13 protein-coding genes are annotated in these 15,344 nt (G+C 71.9%); 11 read left to right on the forward strand and 2 right to left on the reverse strand.

The features are described from left to right. The first annotated feature begins 2 nt into the window (after positions 1-2). From CHC09_RS18975 to CHC09_RS19010, 8 genes are all read left to right on the forward strand, one after another. On the forward strand, positions 3-1,505 hold the full coding sequence (locus CHC09_RS18975) for an aldehyde dehydrogenase family protein (protein ID WP_239138715.1): 1,503 nt from the start codon (positions 3-5) through the stop codon (positions 1,503-1,505). Further along, entirely contained in the window at positions 1,502-2,374 is an 873-nt protein-coding gene (locus tag CHC09_RS18980; RefSeq protein ID WP_089294461.1) for an isocitrate lyase/PEP mutase family protein, read from the forward strand. The genes CHC09_RS18975 and CHC09_RS18980 overlap by 4 nt, the downstream gene beginning before the upstream one ends. 19 nt (positions 2,375-2,393) lie before the next feature. Further along, the gene (locus CHC09_RS18985; protein ID WP_089294462.1) at positions 2,394-3,557 is read left to right on the forward strand and encodes an FAD-dependent oxidoreductase; all 1,164 of its coding nucleotides are present in this window, start codon (positions 2,394-2,396) and stop codon (positions 3,555-3,557) included. Then, positions 3,554-4,960, forward strand: coding sequence for an aldehyde dehydrogenase family protein (locus tag CHC09_RS18990; RefSeq protein WP_089294463.1), 1,407 nt, complete (start codon positions 3,554-3,556; stop codon positions 4,958-4,960). Before CHC09_RS18985 ends, CHC09_RS18990 begins: the two co-directional genes overlap by 4 nt. Before the next feature lie 139 nt (positions 4,961-5,099). Next, positions 5,100-6,392 (forward strand): sensor histidine kinase, encoded by a 1,293-nt coding sequence (locus CHC09_RS18995; protein WP_179277171.1) that lies wholly within the window; start codon positions 5,100-5,102, stop codon positions 6,390-6,392. Next, positions 6,389-7,585 carry a response regulator gene (locus tag CHC09_RS19000; protein ID WP_089294465.1) on the forward strand — a complete coding sequence of 399 codons (1,197 nt, stop codon included), beginning with the start codon at positions 6,389-6,391 and terminating at the stop codon, positions 7,583-7,585. Before CHC09_RS18995 ends, CHC09_RS19000 begins: the two co-directional genes overlap by 4 nt. A gap of 65 nt (positions 7,586-7,650) precedes the next feature. Further along, a complete protein-coding gene (locus CHC09_RS19005; protein ID WP_089294466.1) occupies positions 7,651-8,034 on the forward strand; it encodes a response regulator transcription factor in 384 nt (127 codons plus the stop codon). 91 nt (positions 8,035-8,125) lie between these two features. After that, entirely contained in the window at positions 8,126-9,325 is a 1,200-nt protein-coding gene (locus CHC09_RS19010) for an HD domain-containing phosphohydrolase (protein WP_089294467.1), read from the forward strand. Here CHC09_RS19010 and CHC09_RS19015 read toward each other — a convergent pair whose 3' ends face one another. Together CHC09_RS19015 and CHC09_RS19020 are read right to left on the reverse strand one after the other, a co-directional pair. Next, entirely contained in the window at positions 9,326-11,503 is a 2,178-nt protein-coding gene (locus CHC09_RS19015; RefSeq protein WP_143232418.1) for a two-component system sensor histidine kinase NtrB, read from the reverse strand. A gap of 100 nt (positions 11,504-11,603) precedes the next feature. Then, entirely contained in the window at positions 11,604-11,870 is a 267-nt protein-coding gene (locus tag CHC09_RS19020) for a Dabb family protein (protein WP_143232419.1), read from the reverse strand. 101 nt (positions 11,871-11,971) lie between these two features. Between CHC09_RS19020 and CHC09_RS19025 the strand changes: the two genes are divergently transcribed. Genes CHC09_RS19025 through CHC09_RS19035 form a run of 3 tightly spaced genes read left to right on the forward strand, consistent with a single transcriptional unit; the run spans position 11,972 to position 15,343 of the window. After that, positions 11,972-13,552, forward strand: a complete 1,581-nt coding sequence (locus CHC09_RS19025) for a nitrilase-related carbon-nitrogen hydrolase (protein WP_089294470.1) — start codon at positions 11,972-11,974, stop codon at positions 13,550-13,552. A 31-nt stretch (positions 13,553-13,583) separates the two neighbouring features. After that, the gene (locus CHC09_RS19030) at positions 13,584-14,393 is read left to right on the forward strand and encodes an oxidoreductase (protein ID WP_089294471.1); all 810 of its coding nucleotides are present in this window, start codon (positions 13,584-13,586) and stop codon (positions 14,391-14,393) included. After that, on the forward strand, positions 14,393-15,343 hold the full coding sequence (locus CHC09_RS19035) for an alpha/beta hydrolase family protein (protein ID WP_089294472.1): 951 nt from the start codon (positions 14,393-14,395) through the stop codon (positions 15,341-15,343). The genes CHC09_RS19030 and CHC09_RS19035 overlap by 1 nt, the downstream gene beginning before the upstream one ends. The last annotated feature ends 1 nt before the right edge of the window (position 15,344 follow it).

The raw sequence follows: 15,344 nt of genomic DNA on the forward strand, positions 1-15,344 counted from the left end.
AAGTGAACGAGCAGGACGAAGCGAACGAGCAGGACGAAGCGAACGAACACGGCCGAGTGAACGAACGCCGCCAGGTGAACGACCTGGTCAACGGCGGCTGGGCCGCCTGCGCGACACCGGTCGGCATCGACCTGGAGGACCCCGCGACCGGCACGGTCACCGGCCCGGCCCTCGGCTCGTCGGCAGAACGCGTCTCGTCCGCCATCGCGGCCGCCGACGAACTCGGGTCCTGGAACATCCCGGCGGGGGCCCGCGCGGACATCCTGGATTCGGTCGCCGCCTCGGTCGCCGAGGCCGTTCCGGAGATCGTCGCCCTGGAGACCGCCGCCACCGGCGTCCCGATCCGCCAGACCACCCCGCTCGGCATGATCCTGGCCGGCGCGTTCACCCTGGCCGCCGCCCAGCTGCGCACCGGCCTCCTGACCAGCCGGGCCACCCGCGAGGACGGCCGCGAGGTGCTGGTCGAACGCCTCCCCTGGGGCCCCGCCGCCTGCCTGGTCCCGTGGAACGCCCCCGCCCCGATGGCGGCGCACAAGGTCGCCAACGCGCTCGCGGCCGGCTGCCCCACGATCCTCAAACCCTCGGAGTACGCGCCGTACGGCACCGAACGGCTGGCCGTCGCGATCGACACCGCGCTGCGCGCCGCCGGTGCCCCGCCCGCGCTGTTCCAGCTGCTGCACGGCGGCGCGGCGGTCGGCGCGCACCTGGTCGGCGACGCCCGGATCCGGGCCGTCTCGTTCACCGGCGGCCTGGCCGGCGGTCGCGCGGTCGCCTCGGCCTGCGCCTACGACATCAAGCCGGTGCAGCTCGAGCTCGGCGGCAACAACCCGCTGATCGTGCTCCCGGACGCCGACGAGGCGGTCGCCGCCCGGGCCGCCGCCGACCTGCTCACCACCCTGAACGGCCAGTGGTGCCGGGCGCTGGGCCGGCTGATCGTGCCGGCCGGCCGGGAGCGGGCGATCGTCGGCGCGATCCTCGATCGTCTGGCCGCCCTGCGCACGGGCGACCCGGCCGACCCGGCCACCGACTACGGCCCACTGATCCACTCCGGTCATCGAGCGACAGTGGAGAAGGCCCGCGACGAGCTCGGCGGCGAGTTGCACTCCGCCGCGCTGACCGGGCCGGGCAACTTCCTGGCTCCGGCGCTGGTCACCGGCGCCGACCCGGCGCGGACAACGGACGAGATCTTCGGGCCGGTCGCCGCCGTGCACGGCTACCGCAGCGTCGACGAGGCGGTCGCCCTGGCCAACGGCACCCGCTACGGCCTGGAGGGCTACGTCGTCGGCACCGATGAACGGGCCGCGCTCGCCGTCGCCGGCCGGGTCCGGGCCGGCGAGGTCAAGGTGAACGGCTCCTCGGTGATGAGCCTGCACCTGTTCACGCCGCGACCGGCCTGGGGCCTCTCCGGGTACTCGGAGGAGGGCACCGCGGAAACGCTGCTGTTCTTCACCAATCCGCGGGTGATCGGTGTCGAGAACGGGTTCGCGTTGCACAATCCCTCATGACCGCTTCCGCGCTGCGCGCGCTTCTCGCCTCCGGCCGGGTCACCCACGTGCCCGGTGTCTACGACCCGGTGACCGCCGCGCTCGCGGTCGCCGCCGGGCACAAGGCCGTCCATCTCTCCGGCGCCGCCGTCTCCGCGACCATGCTGGGCCGGCCCGATCTCGGCTTCGTGCACGCCACCCAGATCGCCGACCGGGCGTCCACACTGGTCCCGGGGCTGCGCGGGGTGCCGCTGCTGGCCGACGCGGACACCGGGTACGGCAACCCGCTGCACGCGGTGTGGACCGGGCTCGCCTACAGCCGGGCCGGGATCTCCGGGCTGCACCTGGAGGACCAGGTCAGCCCGAAGCGCTGCGGGCATCTGGCCGGCAAGGAGGTGATCGAGATCGGCCTGGCGGCCGCCAAGATCAAGGCGTTGGCCGAACAGGTCCCCCAGCTCGCGGTCATCGCGAGGACCGACGCGTACGCCGTCAACGGGCTCGCCGACACGATCGAGCGCTGCGTCGCCTACGCCGAGGCGGGCGCCGACGCGGTCTTCCCCGAGGGTGTACAGGAGATCGGGGAACTCGCCGCGCTGCACAAGGCGCTTCCCGGCGTACCCCTCGTGGTCAATCGCAGCGAAGCCGCCGCCAATCCACCCGCCTGGACCGACGCGGACCTCGCCCAGGTCGGCGTCCGCCTGGTCCTGCACCCGGTCGCCGCCCTGCTCGCCGCCATGCGCGCGGCGTCGGTGACCTACCGCGCCATCGCGGAGTCCGGCAGCGCCGATCAGGTCGAGCGGATGCCGTGGGCGGCGTTCACCGCGCTGGTCGGCCAGGACGAGGCCCTCGACCTGGACGCCCGCTATGTCCCCTCGAGACTGCAGACGTGAACCCCCGGAGGTCACCCACGTGAACCGCATCCTGGTCGCCGGCGCCGGGCCGGTCGGTCTGACCGCCGCCCTGGCGCTGGCCCGCAAGGGTTTTCCGATGACGGTCCTGGAATCCGGCGCGGACCTGGCCACCGAGTCCCGGGCCTCGACGTTCCACCCACCCACCCTGGAGATGCTCGACGACCTGGGGATCGGCGACGAGTTGCACGAGCGCGGCCTGCTCTCGCCGACCTTCGCCTACCGCGACCGCGCCGAGGGTCTGGTCGCCCTGCTGGACCTCGCGGTGCTCGCCGGCGACACCAGGTTCCCCTACCGTCTGCAGTGCGAGCAGTCCAAACTCACCCCGATCCTGCGCACCCGGCTGCTGCGCCACGACGGCTGCGAGATTCTCTACAACTGGCACCTCGCCGGGGTCACGCAGACCCCGGCGGCGGTGACCGCGTCCGCCGCGGACGGCCGGAGCGCGAGGGGTTCCTGGCTGATCGGTGCCGACGGCGCCCACTCCCGCACCCGCCGCGCGATCGGTGCCGGGTTCGAGGGCATCACCTACCCCGAACGCTTCCTGGTCGCCTCGACCGACGAGGAACTCACCGCCTGGCTCCCGGACCTGGCCTCGGTCAACTACGTCTTCGACCCGGTCGAGTGGTGCGTCCTGCTGCGCACCCCCGACCACTGGCGGGTCCTGCTCCCCACCCCGTCGCAGACGCCGGACGCGCTGGAGTACGCCCGCCTCGACACACGGCTGCGCGGTGTCTTCGACCCGGGGCGCCCCTGGCGGATCGCCCACGCCTCGATGTACCGCGTCCACCAGCGGGTGGCCGCCGCCTTCCGGGTGGGCCGGGTCCTGCTGGCGGGCGACGCCGCCCACGTCAACAACCCCCTGGGTGGCCTGGGCATGAACTCCGGGATCCACGACGCGGTCGCCTACGCCGCCGCGCTCGCGTCCGGGGACGAGGGCGCGATCGACGCCGCCGCCACCGAGCGCCGGCGGATCGCCCTCGAATACGTCCAGAGCGTCTCGCATCAGAACTACGAGCGGCTGCGCGCCACCGACCCGGTCGCTCGCGCCGCCCACCTGGAATCCCTGCGCGCCGTCGCCGCCGACCCGGTCAGGGCGCGCGAGTCCCTGCTGCGCAGCTCGATGATCGCCGCCCTGCGCCCGGCCGTGGGAGGGCCGGCATGATCGAGCGGGAGAACCCGGCGCGCTTCGAGGAGATCGTCGGGTCGGTGCCGGTGAGCACGCCGGACGCCGTCGACGAGATCGTGCGCCGGGCCGACGCGGAGCAGCGCCGCTGGGCGGCGCTGCCGCTGCCCGACCGGCTCGCCGCGCTGACGCACGCCGCCGCCGCGATCGAGAACGCGATCGACGACCTCGCGACGCTGCTGGCCCGCGAGTCCGGCAAGGTCCTGGCCGACTGCCGCGGCGAGCTGGGGTTCGCCGTCCGCTTCCTGCGCTGGGTGGCCGGGCGCGCCATCGGGGTGTACGCGGATCAGGCCGTCGACGACGATCTGGGCCGCCTCGTCCACCTGCGGAAGCCGTACGGCGTCGTGGCCGCCGTGACCCCGTGGAACGCCCCGGTCATCCTCGCGATGCTGAAGATCGCCCCGGCCCTCGCCGCCGGCAACGCGATCGTGGTCAAGCCGTCCCCGCTCGCCCCGCTGACCATCTCGCGGGTCGCCGGGCTCTTCGACGCCCCGGTCCGGGTGGTGCACGGCGGCGCGGAGACGGGCGCGGCCCTGGTCGGCCACGAACTGGTCCGGAAGGTCGCGTTCACCGGCGGCACCGCGGGCGGGCGCGCGGTGGCCGCCCTCGCCGGTGACCGGCTCACGCCGTCCGTCCTGGAACTGGGCGGCAACGACCCGGCGGTCTTCCTGGACGACGCCCCGCTCGCCGACGACGCGATGGATCGGCTGGTCATGGCCACCTTCGCCACGAGTGGCCAGGTCTGCATGGCCGCCAAGCGCCTCTACGTCCCCGAAGCCCGGCTGGACGACTTCGTCGCCGCCTACCTGGCCGCCGCCGATCGCGTACTGGTCACCGGCGATCCGCTGGTCCCCGGCGTGACCATGGGACCGGTGATCTCCGCCGCGGCCCAGCGCTCAGCGGCGGCGTTCCGCGTGCCGGCCGCGCTCGACCTGGGCCGTTTCGACGCCGATCCGGACACCGGCTACTTCGTCCGCCCGGCCCTGGTCGTCTCCCCCGACCCGGCGTCCCCACTGGTCACAACGGAACAGTTCGCCCCGGTGGTCCCCGTGCTCGGCTACCGCGACGAGAACGCCGTCCTCACCGCCGCCAACACCGGCGACCTGGGCCTGGGCGCCTCGGTCTGGTCCGCCGACGAGGAGCGCGCGTTCGAGTTCGCCCGCCGCTTCGAGGCCGGCTTCACGTTCGTCAACACCCACAACCGCACCGGCATGTCCCTGCGGGCCCCGTTCGGCGGCGTCAAACGCTCCGGCTGGGGCCGTGAATACGCCGACGAGGGCCTTCTGGAATACGTGCAGACCTGCGTCATCCACGCTCCCGCGGCCTTCCGTCCGGGCGCCGCGCCGACCGGCACCGGCCCCTCCGCCTACCCGGCGGGCTGATCCACCGGATCGGCGGGTAGGCGCCCGGTCCGATCGGATGCCACCTCCTCGCACCCGTACCGGACTCAAAAGGTCGCCGCCCACACCGATGGGCGGACCGAAGGGGGCCGACGGCCTCGGTCGCGCAGGAAGGCAAACCGTGTCCGGACATCGAACGACCGACATACTCCCACGTCGCGAGGGCGCGCCTGCCCGAAGCGATGCACTGCCGGCCGGCCTCGACGTACGCTCGCTCGCCGCCGCGATCCCGCACAGCGTCTGGGTGATCTCCGCGCCCGGGACGATCGTGTACGCCAACCCGCACGCGGTGCGGTACACGGGCGTCGACGCCCTCGCGGCGGGGCCTTCCGGGCCGGCGTGGGTCTCGATCGTGCACCCGGAGGACATCGCCGCGGTGGAACAGCGCGCGGCGATCGCCGGGCTGGCCCCGGAGCCGTTCGAGCTCACCTGCCGGATCAGCCGCGCGGACGGATCGTTTCGCCGGCACGACGTCAGGGTCGCTCCGGTCTTCGACAATTCGGGTCTCGTCCGGCATTGGACTGCGACCGGCACGGAGACCGAGCCGAGCCCCGCGACCTCGGACGAGCGGGAACCTGCCCAGGCACGGCACGCCGAGATCGAACTGCGCCACGCCCAGAAGCTCGAGTCCCTCGGCCGGCTCTCCGCGGGGCTGGCTCATGAGATCAACACCCCGATCCAGTTCGTCGGCGACAACACCCGGTTCCTGGCGGACGCCTACCAGGACATGCTCGAACTGCTGCTGGTCTATCGCGAATGCCTGGCGCCGGACCTGGAGGCGATGCAGTGGTCCGAGCGCGTGCGGCGGGCGCGGGCGGCCGAGGAGAAGGCGGACCTGGAATATCTCACCGCCGAGATCCCCGCCGCGGTCAGCCAGAGCCTGGAGGGCATCGATCGGGTGGCGTCGCTGGTGCGCGCGATGAAGTCGTTCAGTTACAAGGACTCCACCGAGCAGGCTTACGCCGACCTCAACGAGGCGGTGAAGACCACGCTCACGGTCGCCCGGAACGAGGTCAAGTACGTCGCCGACGTGATTCTGGAGTTGGGTGAGCTGCCCGATGTGCGATGCCACCTCGGTGCTCTGAACCAGGTGTTCCTCAACCTGTTGGTGAACGCGGCCGACTCCCTGAAGGAGACGAGCGAGCGGGGCGAGATCCGGGTCAGCACGAGAGTGGAGGGCGACAACGCGGTGATCGTCTTCGCCGACAACGGCCCGGGAGTCCCCGAGGAGATCCAGCCGTCGATCTTCGATCCGTTCTTCACCACCAAGAAGGTGGGCAAGGGCACCGGGCAGGGTCTCGCGCTGGCTCGCAGCGTGCTGGACAAGCACGGCGGATCGATCGAGCTGCACTCGACGCCGGGCGAAGGCGCCGTGTTCACCCTGGTCCTGCCCATCAAGGGGGTGCAAGCATGAGCGGGTTCGCGACCGGTTCGACCAGCAAGCCACGCGTCCTCTTCGTCGACGACGAGTCGCGGATCCTCGACGGGCTCCGGCGCTCGCTGCGCGTGAAGCGGAACGAATGGGAGATGGCCTTCGCCGTCGAAGGCGCCGAGGCCCTCGAGATGCTGGCGCGGGATCCCTACGACGTCGTCGTCTCCGACATGCGCATGCCCCGGATGAACGGCGCGGAACTGCTCACCAACATCAGCCGGGAACATCCACACATCGCCAGGGTCGTGCTCTCCGGGCACGTCGAGCCCGACACGGCGATCCAGGTCGCCGTGGCGGGCCACCGCTTCCTGACCAAGCCCGCCGAGGTGACGAGCCTGATCGCGGTCATCGAGCAGATGCTGTTCCGCACGTCCAGCGCTCACCAGGACGCGGCACGGCGGCTCGCCGGCGGCGTCCGGGCGATACCCACCCTGCCCGAGCACACCGAGCGGATCGCCGCCCTGCTCGCACCCGACGCCAGCCTGACCGGCGCGGTGCAGACGGTCATGCACGACGTCGGGCTGACGGCCAAGCTGCTGCAGTTGTCCACCTCGACCTTCTTCGGTGCCCGCCCCCGTAACTCCTCCATCGAGTCGATCGTGCACGCGATGGGCCTGCCGACGGTGCAGGCGGTGGCCGGCGCGGGGCATGAACTGCGGTCGACCGAGCCCTGGGACCCGGAGATCGAGCAGCACCTCAGGGTGGCCTGGCGGCACGCGATGGCGACCGCCTCGTTGGCCGGGTCGATGGCCTCGCCGGCCAACCGCCCGTACGCGCAGGCGGCGGCCCTGATGCAGGACGTCGGCCAGCTCATCTGCCTGGCTGAGATCGGTGCGGACCAGCGGGCCGGTCTTGATCTGGCCGCCGGCAGCCGCGACGGCGTGCCGTTCCGCGACGTGGGCGTGGAACTGCTGCATCTGTGGGGCCTGCCGGCACCGGTGATCTCCGCGGTGGCCCAGCGCGACCGGCCGCACACTCCGGACCCGTCCGGGCTCGGCGTCGCCGGGGCCGTCCGGGTCGCTCACCTGCTGATCCGGCAGACCCGGCCGGGCGGCCCCGAGACCGACGCGCACGCGGCGGAGCTGACCGCGCTGTTGTCACACCCCCAGCTCGCCGCCCAGAACCTCGATTGGCGCGAGAGCGCCGCGAGCGCGGCGCGTGAGGCCGGCCTGTAGCGGGTTCCAGCAGTGATAGAAGACGGCAGGCCGCCCCGGGCGGCCGGAGAAGGGAGCGGGAGACGATGGCACGCATCCTCGTGGTCGACGACGACCCGGTGAGCCGGCAGCCGCTGACAGACGTGCTGGAGTCGGCGGGGTACGAGGTGAGCACCGCCGCCGACGGCCCGGCCGCCGTCCACGCGGTGCAGGCCGCCGGCCCGGACTTCGTGGTGCTGGAGGTGATGATGCCCGGCCTCGACGGCTTCGGGGTCCTCGACAAGATCCGCGGGCGGGCGGGTGAGCCGATACCGGTCCTCATGACGACCGCCGCCGCGGAACCGGAGAGTGTCACCCGGGCCTGGTCGAGCGGCGTGGACTACCACCTGACCCGGCCGTTCACCGACGGCACGGTGCTCGACCTGATCGACGGTGTGCTGGGCCGGGTCGGGGGCGCCGCCTACCTGTGACGCGCTGAGGCCAAACGACTCAGCCTGACGCCGGTATCCGAATATATTTGGCTGACCAGAAATTTCCGGTTGACCTCACTCGGAGCACCGCATGACCGACGTAGTCGATCGACCCCGGATTCTGCTGGTCGACGATGAGCCGAACGTTCTTGACGGGCTGCGCCGGCAGCTACGCCGCGAGTTCACCGTGGAGACGGCGGTCGGAGCGGCGAAGGGGCTGTTCGCGCTCAAGCCGGAAGAGCCGTTCGAGGTGATCGTCTCGGACTTCCTCATGCCCGGCATCAACGGGGCCCAGTTCCTGAAGGCCGCCGCCAAGGCCGCGCCGCACAGCACCCGGGTGCTCCTCACCGGCCACACCAGCCTCTCCGACGCCGCGGTGACCGTGAACGAGGGCGGCGTGTTCCGCATGCTCCTCAAGCCGGTCGAGACCAACACCATGATCGCCACGCTGCACGCCTGTGTCACGCAGCACCGGTTGCTGGTGGCCGAGAGCGATCTGCTGGAACGCACCCTGCGGGGCAGCATCAAGGCGTTGACCGACGTGCTCGCCCTGGCGAACCCGGACGCGTTCGGCCGTGCGACGCGGATGCGCCGGGTCGCGGCGGCGATCCTCGACCGGCTGGAGGTCACGGACCGCTGGGCGGTCGAACTGGCCATCGACATGTCACAGCTGGGTGTCGTGTCCCTGCCTCCGATCGTGGCCGCCAAGCTCGAGGACGGGGTCGAGCTGGGCCACGGGGAGCAGGAGATGGTGGACAGGCTGCCCCAGGTGGCCGTGGACCTGATCTCCCCGATCCCGCGGATGGCCCCGGTGGCCGACGCGATCCGCTATTCCCGCAAGGGGTTCGACGGTTCCGGACCTCCGGACGACGGCGTCGCGGGCGAACGGATCCCCCTCGGCGGCCGGTTGCTGCGGCTGGTCTCGGACCACGACACGTTGCTGGCGCAGGGAATGTCGCCCACCGCCGCGTTCGCGACGATCCGGTCGCACGCCGGCCACTACGACCCGGCGCTGCTGGACGTCTTCGCGCAGACCACCGCCTCAGCGGCCGCCGCCTCCGTCCGCGAGATCAAGCTGATCGACCTGAAGCCCGGCATGGTTTTCGCCGCCGCCGTCCTGAACAAGGCCGGCCAGGTGCTGGTGCAACCCGATCAGGAGGTCACCACCAGCCTCTACGCCCGCCTGGAGAACTTCGCCGCGCTGCAGCACAGTGTCGCGGAACCGCTGTTCGTCCTGGAGGAAGCCGACGACGGCACCACGGCCGAGAACCCTGTCGTCGCCGGCGACTGATCACCCGACGTCCACCGCCTCCGCCGGGTCGGCTCGGAGATCGTCGTCGTCGGCCAGGGGCAGTCGCACCGTGAAGACCGTGCCCTCCCCCACCACACTGGTGAAGTCGATCGTCCCGCCGTGGCGGTCGGCCACCAGGGTGCGCACCATGGCCAGCCCCTGGCCCGTCCCCGAACCGACCTCCTTGGTGGTGAAGAAGGGATCGAAGAGCCGATCGGCGATCTCCGGGGACACCCCCGTGCCGGTGTCGGCGACCTCGATGACGGCGCACCCGTCGTCGAGACGCGTGCTCACCCTGATCGTGCCGCGGCCACGATCCGCCGAGCCGATCGCATGGGCCGCGTTCACCACCAGGTTCAGCACCACCTGGTTGATGTCGCCCAGATGGCATCTCACGAGGGGCAGATCCCCGTAGTCCGTCTCGACGTCGGCGACGAACTTGATCTCATTGGCCGCTACGACCAGGGTGTTCCGGATCGCCTCGTTCAGGTCCGCCTTGCCCTTCTCCTCCGTCCCGGGATGGCCGAACGCCTTCATCGCGCGCACGATGTGCGCCACCCGGCCGATGCCCTCCAGGGCCTGTGCGACCGCGGCCGGCGCCTCCTCCAGCACGAACTCCAGGTCGATCTCGTCCGCGGTGTCGTCTATCCTCCGCCGCGCCTCCTCGGCCGCGCCCGGCTCCGGTCCCGCCGCGAGCAGCTCGCGATACGCGGCACACATCCGGCCGAGATCCGCGAACGCGGAATCGAGGAAGCGCAGGTTGTCCCCGACGAACTGGATCGGCGTGTTGATCTCGTGCGCGATCCCGGCGGCGAGCCGGCCGACCGACTCCAGCTTCTGGGCGTGCCGCAGCTCCAGCTCGAGTCGTTGCCGTTCGGACACGTCGTGGGCGGTGAAAACGATGCTGCGTGACCCGTCGTGCTCGGTCACGTATTTCATCATCGCCTCGACCTCCGCCCAGGCGGCGCCGTCATGACCCCGGATCCGGCACGGCAGCGCCATCGGTGGCCCCGGCGCCGACTCGGCCGCGCGTAGCTTCGCCGCGTCATCGTCGTTCATCAGCTGCCACACGCTACGGCCGAGGAGTTCGCTGCTCCGGCAGCCGAGCAGGGCGGCGGCCGCCGGGTTGACGAAGCGGATCGCACCGGCCTCGCCCGCCAGAATCAACGCGTCGGCGGAGTGCTCGACCACGATGCTCAACCGGGTCCGGCTCAGCAACTGGTCGAGGGTGAGGGCCGCCCGGTCCGCCAGGGCGGTCACCGCCTCCGCCAGATCGTCGGCCGAGGGCTGCTCGAGTGCCAGCACCAGCATGCCGAAGACGGCCTCACCGGAGGACATCGGCGCGACCGCCACCACGGCGTTGCGGGGCAGTCGCAGCAGGTCGACCGCCTCGGCGGCGGCCGCGCCGTCGACCGTCACATACCCGCCGGGCCGGAGGGCGGCACGGATCTCGGCGGGGAGCCGGGCGAGCTCGGTGACCAGGCCGGAGGTCTCGGCGCCGAGCCGACCGGCCGCCGCGGCGACGCGCAGCGCCGGGCGCGCGATCGTGAGGATGACCACCGCGCTCACGGCCTTGTCCATCCTGAGGGCGGCGGTGGTCGTCACCTCCATCGCCTCGGCCCGGGTTGCCGAGGCGACCAGGCCGCTACCGGCCAGCGCCAACGTGCGCTTGCGGTGCGCGCTGCGGTCCCGCACGCTGCAACCCTCCGCCAGCATGTGAGTGACGACGAGCGACACCAGGCCGGTGCAGAGCAGCGGAACGGCGTCGGCGGGCTCGACCCCGCTGACCCGCATGCCGAGCACCGCGATCACAGCGAGGACGGCCGCGGCGAGATACTTCTCCCGGCGCTGGCCGTAGAGCCCTCGGAAATTGACCCATTTGAAGCAGAGGCCGATGGCGGCAAATCCGCTGCCGGCCGCGATCACACAGACGCAGGCACCCTCGGCGATCCAGCTCCACGCCGGGAAGCGCTGCCGCCGATAGCCGAGACAGAGCCATCCGGTGAGCAGCAGGGCGCTCGCCGAACTGGCCACGGCCATCCAGCCGGCGCCGTAGAGCGCCCACAGGCTGTACACCGGCCAGGGCACCAGCACGGCGATGAACAGCGTACGGACCAGCCCCAGCATCGTGTCGACGCCGCGAAGCCAGCGCTGTAACCACAGCGTCGCCCTTGCCATCGCCACCCTCCGGCCACCCAGCCGGGCCCGTTACGCATTTCCCTCATATTCGCAGAAATGTCCGTGCCCGGATATCAAAGCGGCGATGTGCGCGGGGGGGTCAGGAGACGGCGGTGTAGTCGACGACCGCGCGGGAGGCGAGCAGCGGGCGGACCCAGGCGCCGAACTCGCTGTGAGCCGGGTGGGCCTGGTAGGCCCGCAGGTCGTCGGCGTCCAGGTGGGTGGTGCGCAGGAACAGATGCCACGAGACCTCGGTGGCGAGTTCGTCGACCGCCACCTCCACGGACCGGATCTCTGGAACGACGGCCGCGAGTTCTTCCAAACGCAACTTGGCCTTGGCAGCATCAGCCGCATCCGAGAACCTCATCAACACGACGTGGATCAGCACTTTGCGCCCCCGGAACCCCTGTTGCGAATGTGGCACCCGAGTGTAGTTTTGGGAAACGCCGTTTCGCTAGGGGGAACCGGATGCCCGGTCTCGTACGTGTCGCCGCCGCCCAGATCGAAGCCGGTCAGGACGTCGCCGCCAACCTCGCCGCCTGCCTGCGCGTCATCGACGCCGCCGCGGCGCAGCGGGCCCAACTCGTCGTCCTGCCGGAATTCTGCAACCACCTGTCCTGGTACGCCTCGCGCGCCCAGGCACGCGAGCTCGCCACCCGGTCCGGCGACGCCTTCCTGACCGCCGTCGCCGCCCGGGCCGCGCGGCACGGGATCTGGGTCAAGATCAACGTCACCTTCGGGTACGACGACGGCCGCACCGGCGGCACCAACCTGCTCTTCGACCCGACCGGCGAGATCCTCGCCCAGTGCGACAAGCAGACCCTGATGGGCGCCGAGAACGACTTCCTCGATCCGGCCGTCGCCGAGGGCCCGGTGCTCGACACCCCGCTCGGCCGGCTCGGCATGTACGCGTGCATGGAGGGCGTGATCAGCGAGGTCACCCGCGGCCTCACCCTGCGCGGCGCCCAGGTCCTGCTCAACAGCCTGAACAGCTTCGCGCTCGACGAGGCCGACCTGCACATCCCGGTCCGCGCCGCGGAGAACAAGGTCTGGGTGGTCGCCGCCAACAAGGTCGGCCCGCTGCTCCCGGCCGACCAGCTCCCGGCCATCGCGGAGCGGCTCGGCGTCCCGCCACAGTGGCTGCACGGCGCCGGCGAGTCGCAGATCGTCGCCCCGGACGGCACGGTCGTCGCCAAGGCCCCGCGCACCGGTGAGCACGTCATCGTCGCCGACATCGAGCCGGCCCGCTCCGACGACAAGCGCCGCCCGGACGGCACCGACCTGCTGGCGTCCCGCCGTCCCGAGCTGTACGGCCCGATCACCGAGCCGCCGATCGGCCGGCAGACCGCCCCGGGCGCCCCCGAGCTGCCGGTCGCCGTGGTGCGCGACCCCGGCCTGGTCCGCGAGGCGGTGCTGGGCGGCGCCCGGCTGGTCGTGCTGCCGGAGGCGACCGGCTCACCGGAGACGATCGCGCGGGACCTCGGCGGCACGGGCGCGCACGCGGTCGCCACGGTCGTGGAGAACGGCGTACAGCTGGGAATTCTGATCTCGGAGAACGGCATCGTGGCGCGGCAGCCGCAGCTGCACCCGGCATCCCGCGCCGGGAACCGGATCGTGCCGGTCGATCTGGAGTGGGGACGGCTGGCGATCGTGGTCGGCGACGACGCGCTCCAGCCGGAGACGTTCCGGCTGGCGGCGCTCGCCGACGCGGACGTGGTGGCCGTGCCGTTCCGCGCTCAGGAGCCCTGGGAGCTGGCGCTGGGCCTGCCCGAGCGGGCCGCCGAGAACCGGCTGAACGTGGTGGTCAGCACCCCGCTCGAGCAACCGGCCGCGATCCTCGCGATGAGCCCCGACTTCACCCTCTGGACCGCGTGGCAGGGCCCGTTCACCGGCCGCATCTCCACGCCGATCCGCACCGACGTCCCGGCCGGCACGCCTCTGGGCGTGGCGACGGTCGCTCCCGCCCAGGCCGCGAACCGGATGGTGTCGCGGCAGACCGATCTCGTCGACGGCCGGCCCTGGCGGCTGGCCGGCGCGCTCACCAAGTAGACGCGCTCACCCCAAAAGACAAGGGATACCGATGGCGGAGACACTCCAGCACGTCGAGGACATGGTCGACAACTCGCCGGTCGTCGACGTGCACGACACGTTCAACCTCTACCGGCAACTGCTCGCCGACCTGAAGGCGAAGATCGACGCCCGGTTCGAGACGACCCGCGATCCGTCCACGCTGGAGCTGCAGACGTACGGCGGGTACCCGGACGGGCCGGGCGGGTCGCTGGAGGCGTACTCGGGTCCGGAGGTCGACTGGCTGGTGCACTCCTGGCTCGGCAACCCGGGCGCGAGCTTCGCGAACCTGCACCTGACCTGCTGGCTCGGCCCGCAGGTGAAGGTGCCGCACCTGGGCCTCGCGCTGCTGGTCTGGCCGGGCGGGTGGTTCTACCTGGACTCGGTGCCGCGGACGAACCTGGTCGAGGACGGCGAGTACTACGACAGGTACTACGCCCCGCTCGATCAGGAGTGGCTGGACCTGCGGGCCGACCCGCAGTTCGAGTACTTCGTCAGCCGGGCCGGGTTCATCCGGGCCAGCCTGTCGCCGACCGCGTACTGCTACTCGTTCGAGCGCAGCGAACGGAACCTGGAGATCGTCTCGGCCAGGGCGCACGCGCACGTGGACCGGTGGCTGCGCTGGGTCGACGAGGCCGAGCCGGTGCCGGAGGCAGAGCGGGCGGCGCTCGCCGAGACCGACCTGACGATCCGCCGGAACATCGCCGAACGGGATCCGGCGAATGTGATGGGGGTCCGGTTCTTCGGCGAGGAGACGACGAACAAGCTGGTCCGGGCGCTCTGGGGCGGGGACCGTCAGCTGCCCCGGCCCGGGGTGGCGTGATGATCAGATCGATCTGGTGGTCGGCGGCGATCCCGGGTGCGGCCGCTCCGTTCGACACCGCGCACCTGCGGATCTTCTATCCGGCGGTGCGCACCGGCTCGGACGCCGAGCGGCTCTCCGGCGTCTTCCCCGCCGATCCGGCCGGCGCGCCGTACCCCGTCGTCCTGATCGTCTCCGGGGTGAACGTCGGGCAGGAGGCCTATCGCTGGCTGGCCGTCGCCCTCGCGGAGCGCGGCTTCGTCGCGGTCACCTACGACTGGGTCGGTGAGCTGTTCGGCGGGGTGAAGGGGATCACCCCGGGGGTCACCCTGGAGGCCGCCAGGCCGGACACCTACGGAACCGGGCCGACCACACCGTCCGTCCCCGCGGTGCTCGCCGCGCTCGCCGAGAGCCCGCTGGCCGAGGTGCTGGATCTCGACCGGGTCGGGCTGCTCGGCCATTCGGCGGGCGGGACCGTCGTCCTGCAGAGCGCCCGCTTCTTCCCGAGCGTGAAAGCGGTGGCGGCGTACGGCACCCACACGATGGTGGCGACGATGCTCGGCTGGCCCGCCGGCACGGTCCTGCCGGCCCAGGTCGACTCGCCGGTGCTGCTGATGGCCGGGGAGAACGACGGCGTGATCAACGGCTCCGCGGACCGGTACGGCGAGGACGCGGCGGACCGCAAGGACCCGATCAGCCGTACGTTCGACGAGGCGCTCCCGGACCACGACGGCGCGAACCTGCAGGTCACGTTCGCCGGGGCGAACCACTTCGGCATCGTGCACCCGGTCGACGAGACCGCGGCCCGCGCATTCCTCGACTCGCCGGCGACGACCGACCCGGCCGCGACCCGCGCCGCGCTCGCCGACGTGACCGCCGCGTTCCTCGGCGTCCATCTGCGGGAGGCGACCGGGGACGCGCTCGACAAGGCACTCCAGTCCCCCGACATCGCCGCGATTCGGCGGAGGTAAG

This window comes from Actinoplanes regularis, from assembly GCF_900188005.1.
In the GTDB taxonomy this organism is placed as follows: Bacteria; Actinomycetota; Actinomycetes; order Mycobacteriales; family Micromonosporaceae; genus Actinoplanes; species Actinoplanes regularis.

What these genes read in the sequence shown, in the direction of transcription:
- CHC09_RS19025 (WP_089294470.1), top strand. Translation starts at nt 11,972, where the DNA reads ATGCCCGGTCTCGTACGTGTCGCCGCCGCCCAGATCGAAGCCGGTCAG.
- CHC09_RS19030 (WP_089294471.1), top strand. Translation starts at nt 13,584, where the DNA reads ATGGCGGAGACACTCCAGCACGTCGAGGACATGGTCGACAACTCGCCG.
- CHC09_RS19000 (WP_089294465.1), top strand. Translation starts at nt 6,389, where the DNA reads ATGAGCGGGTTCGCGACCGGTTCGACCAGCAAGCCACGCGTCCTCTTC.
- CHC09_RS19035 (WP_089294472.1), top strand. Translation starts at nt 14,393, where the DNA reads ATGATCAGATCGATCTGGTGGTCGGCGGCGATCCCGGGTGCGGCCGCT.
- CHC09_RS18990 (WP_089294463.1), top strand. Translation starts at nt 3,554, where the DNA reads ATGATCGAGCGGGAGAACCCGGCGCGCTTCGAGGAGATCGTCGGGTCG.
- CHC09_RS19010 (WP_089294467.1), top strand. Translation starts at nt 8,126, where the DNA reads ATGACCGACGTAGTCGATCGACCCCGGATTCTGCTGGTCGACGATGAG.
- CHC09_RS18980 (WP_089294461.1), top strand. Translation starts at nt 1,502, where the DNA reads ATGACCGCTTCCGCGCTGCGCGCGCTTCTCGCCTCCGGCCGGGTCACC.
- CHC09_RS19015 (WP_143232418.1), bottom strand. Translation starts at nt 11,503, where the DNA reads ATGGCAAGGGCGACGCTGTGGTTACAGCGCTGGCTTCGCGGCGTCGAC.
- CHC09_RS19005 (WP_089294466.1), top strand. Translation starts at nt 7,651, where the DNA reads ATGGCACGCATCCTCGTGGTCGACGACGACCCGGTGAGCCGGCAGCCG.
- CHC09_RS19020 (WP_143232419.1), bottom strand. Translation starts at nt 11,870, where the DNA reads ATGAGGTTCTCGGATGCGGCTGATGCTGCCAAGGCCAAGTTGCGTTTG.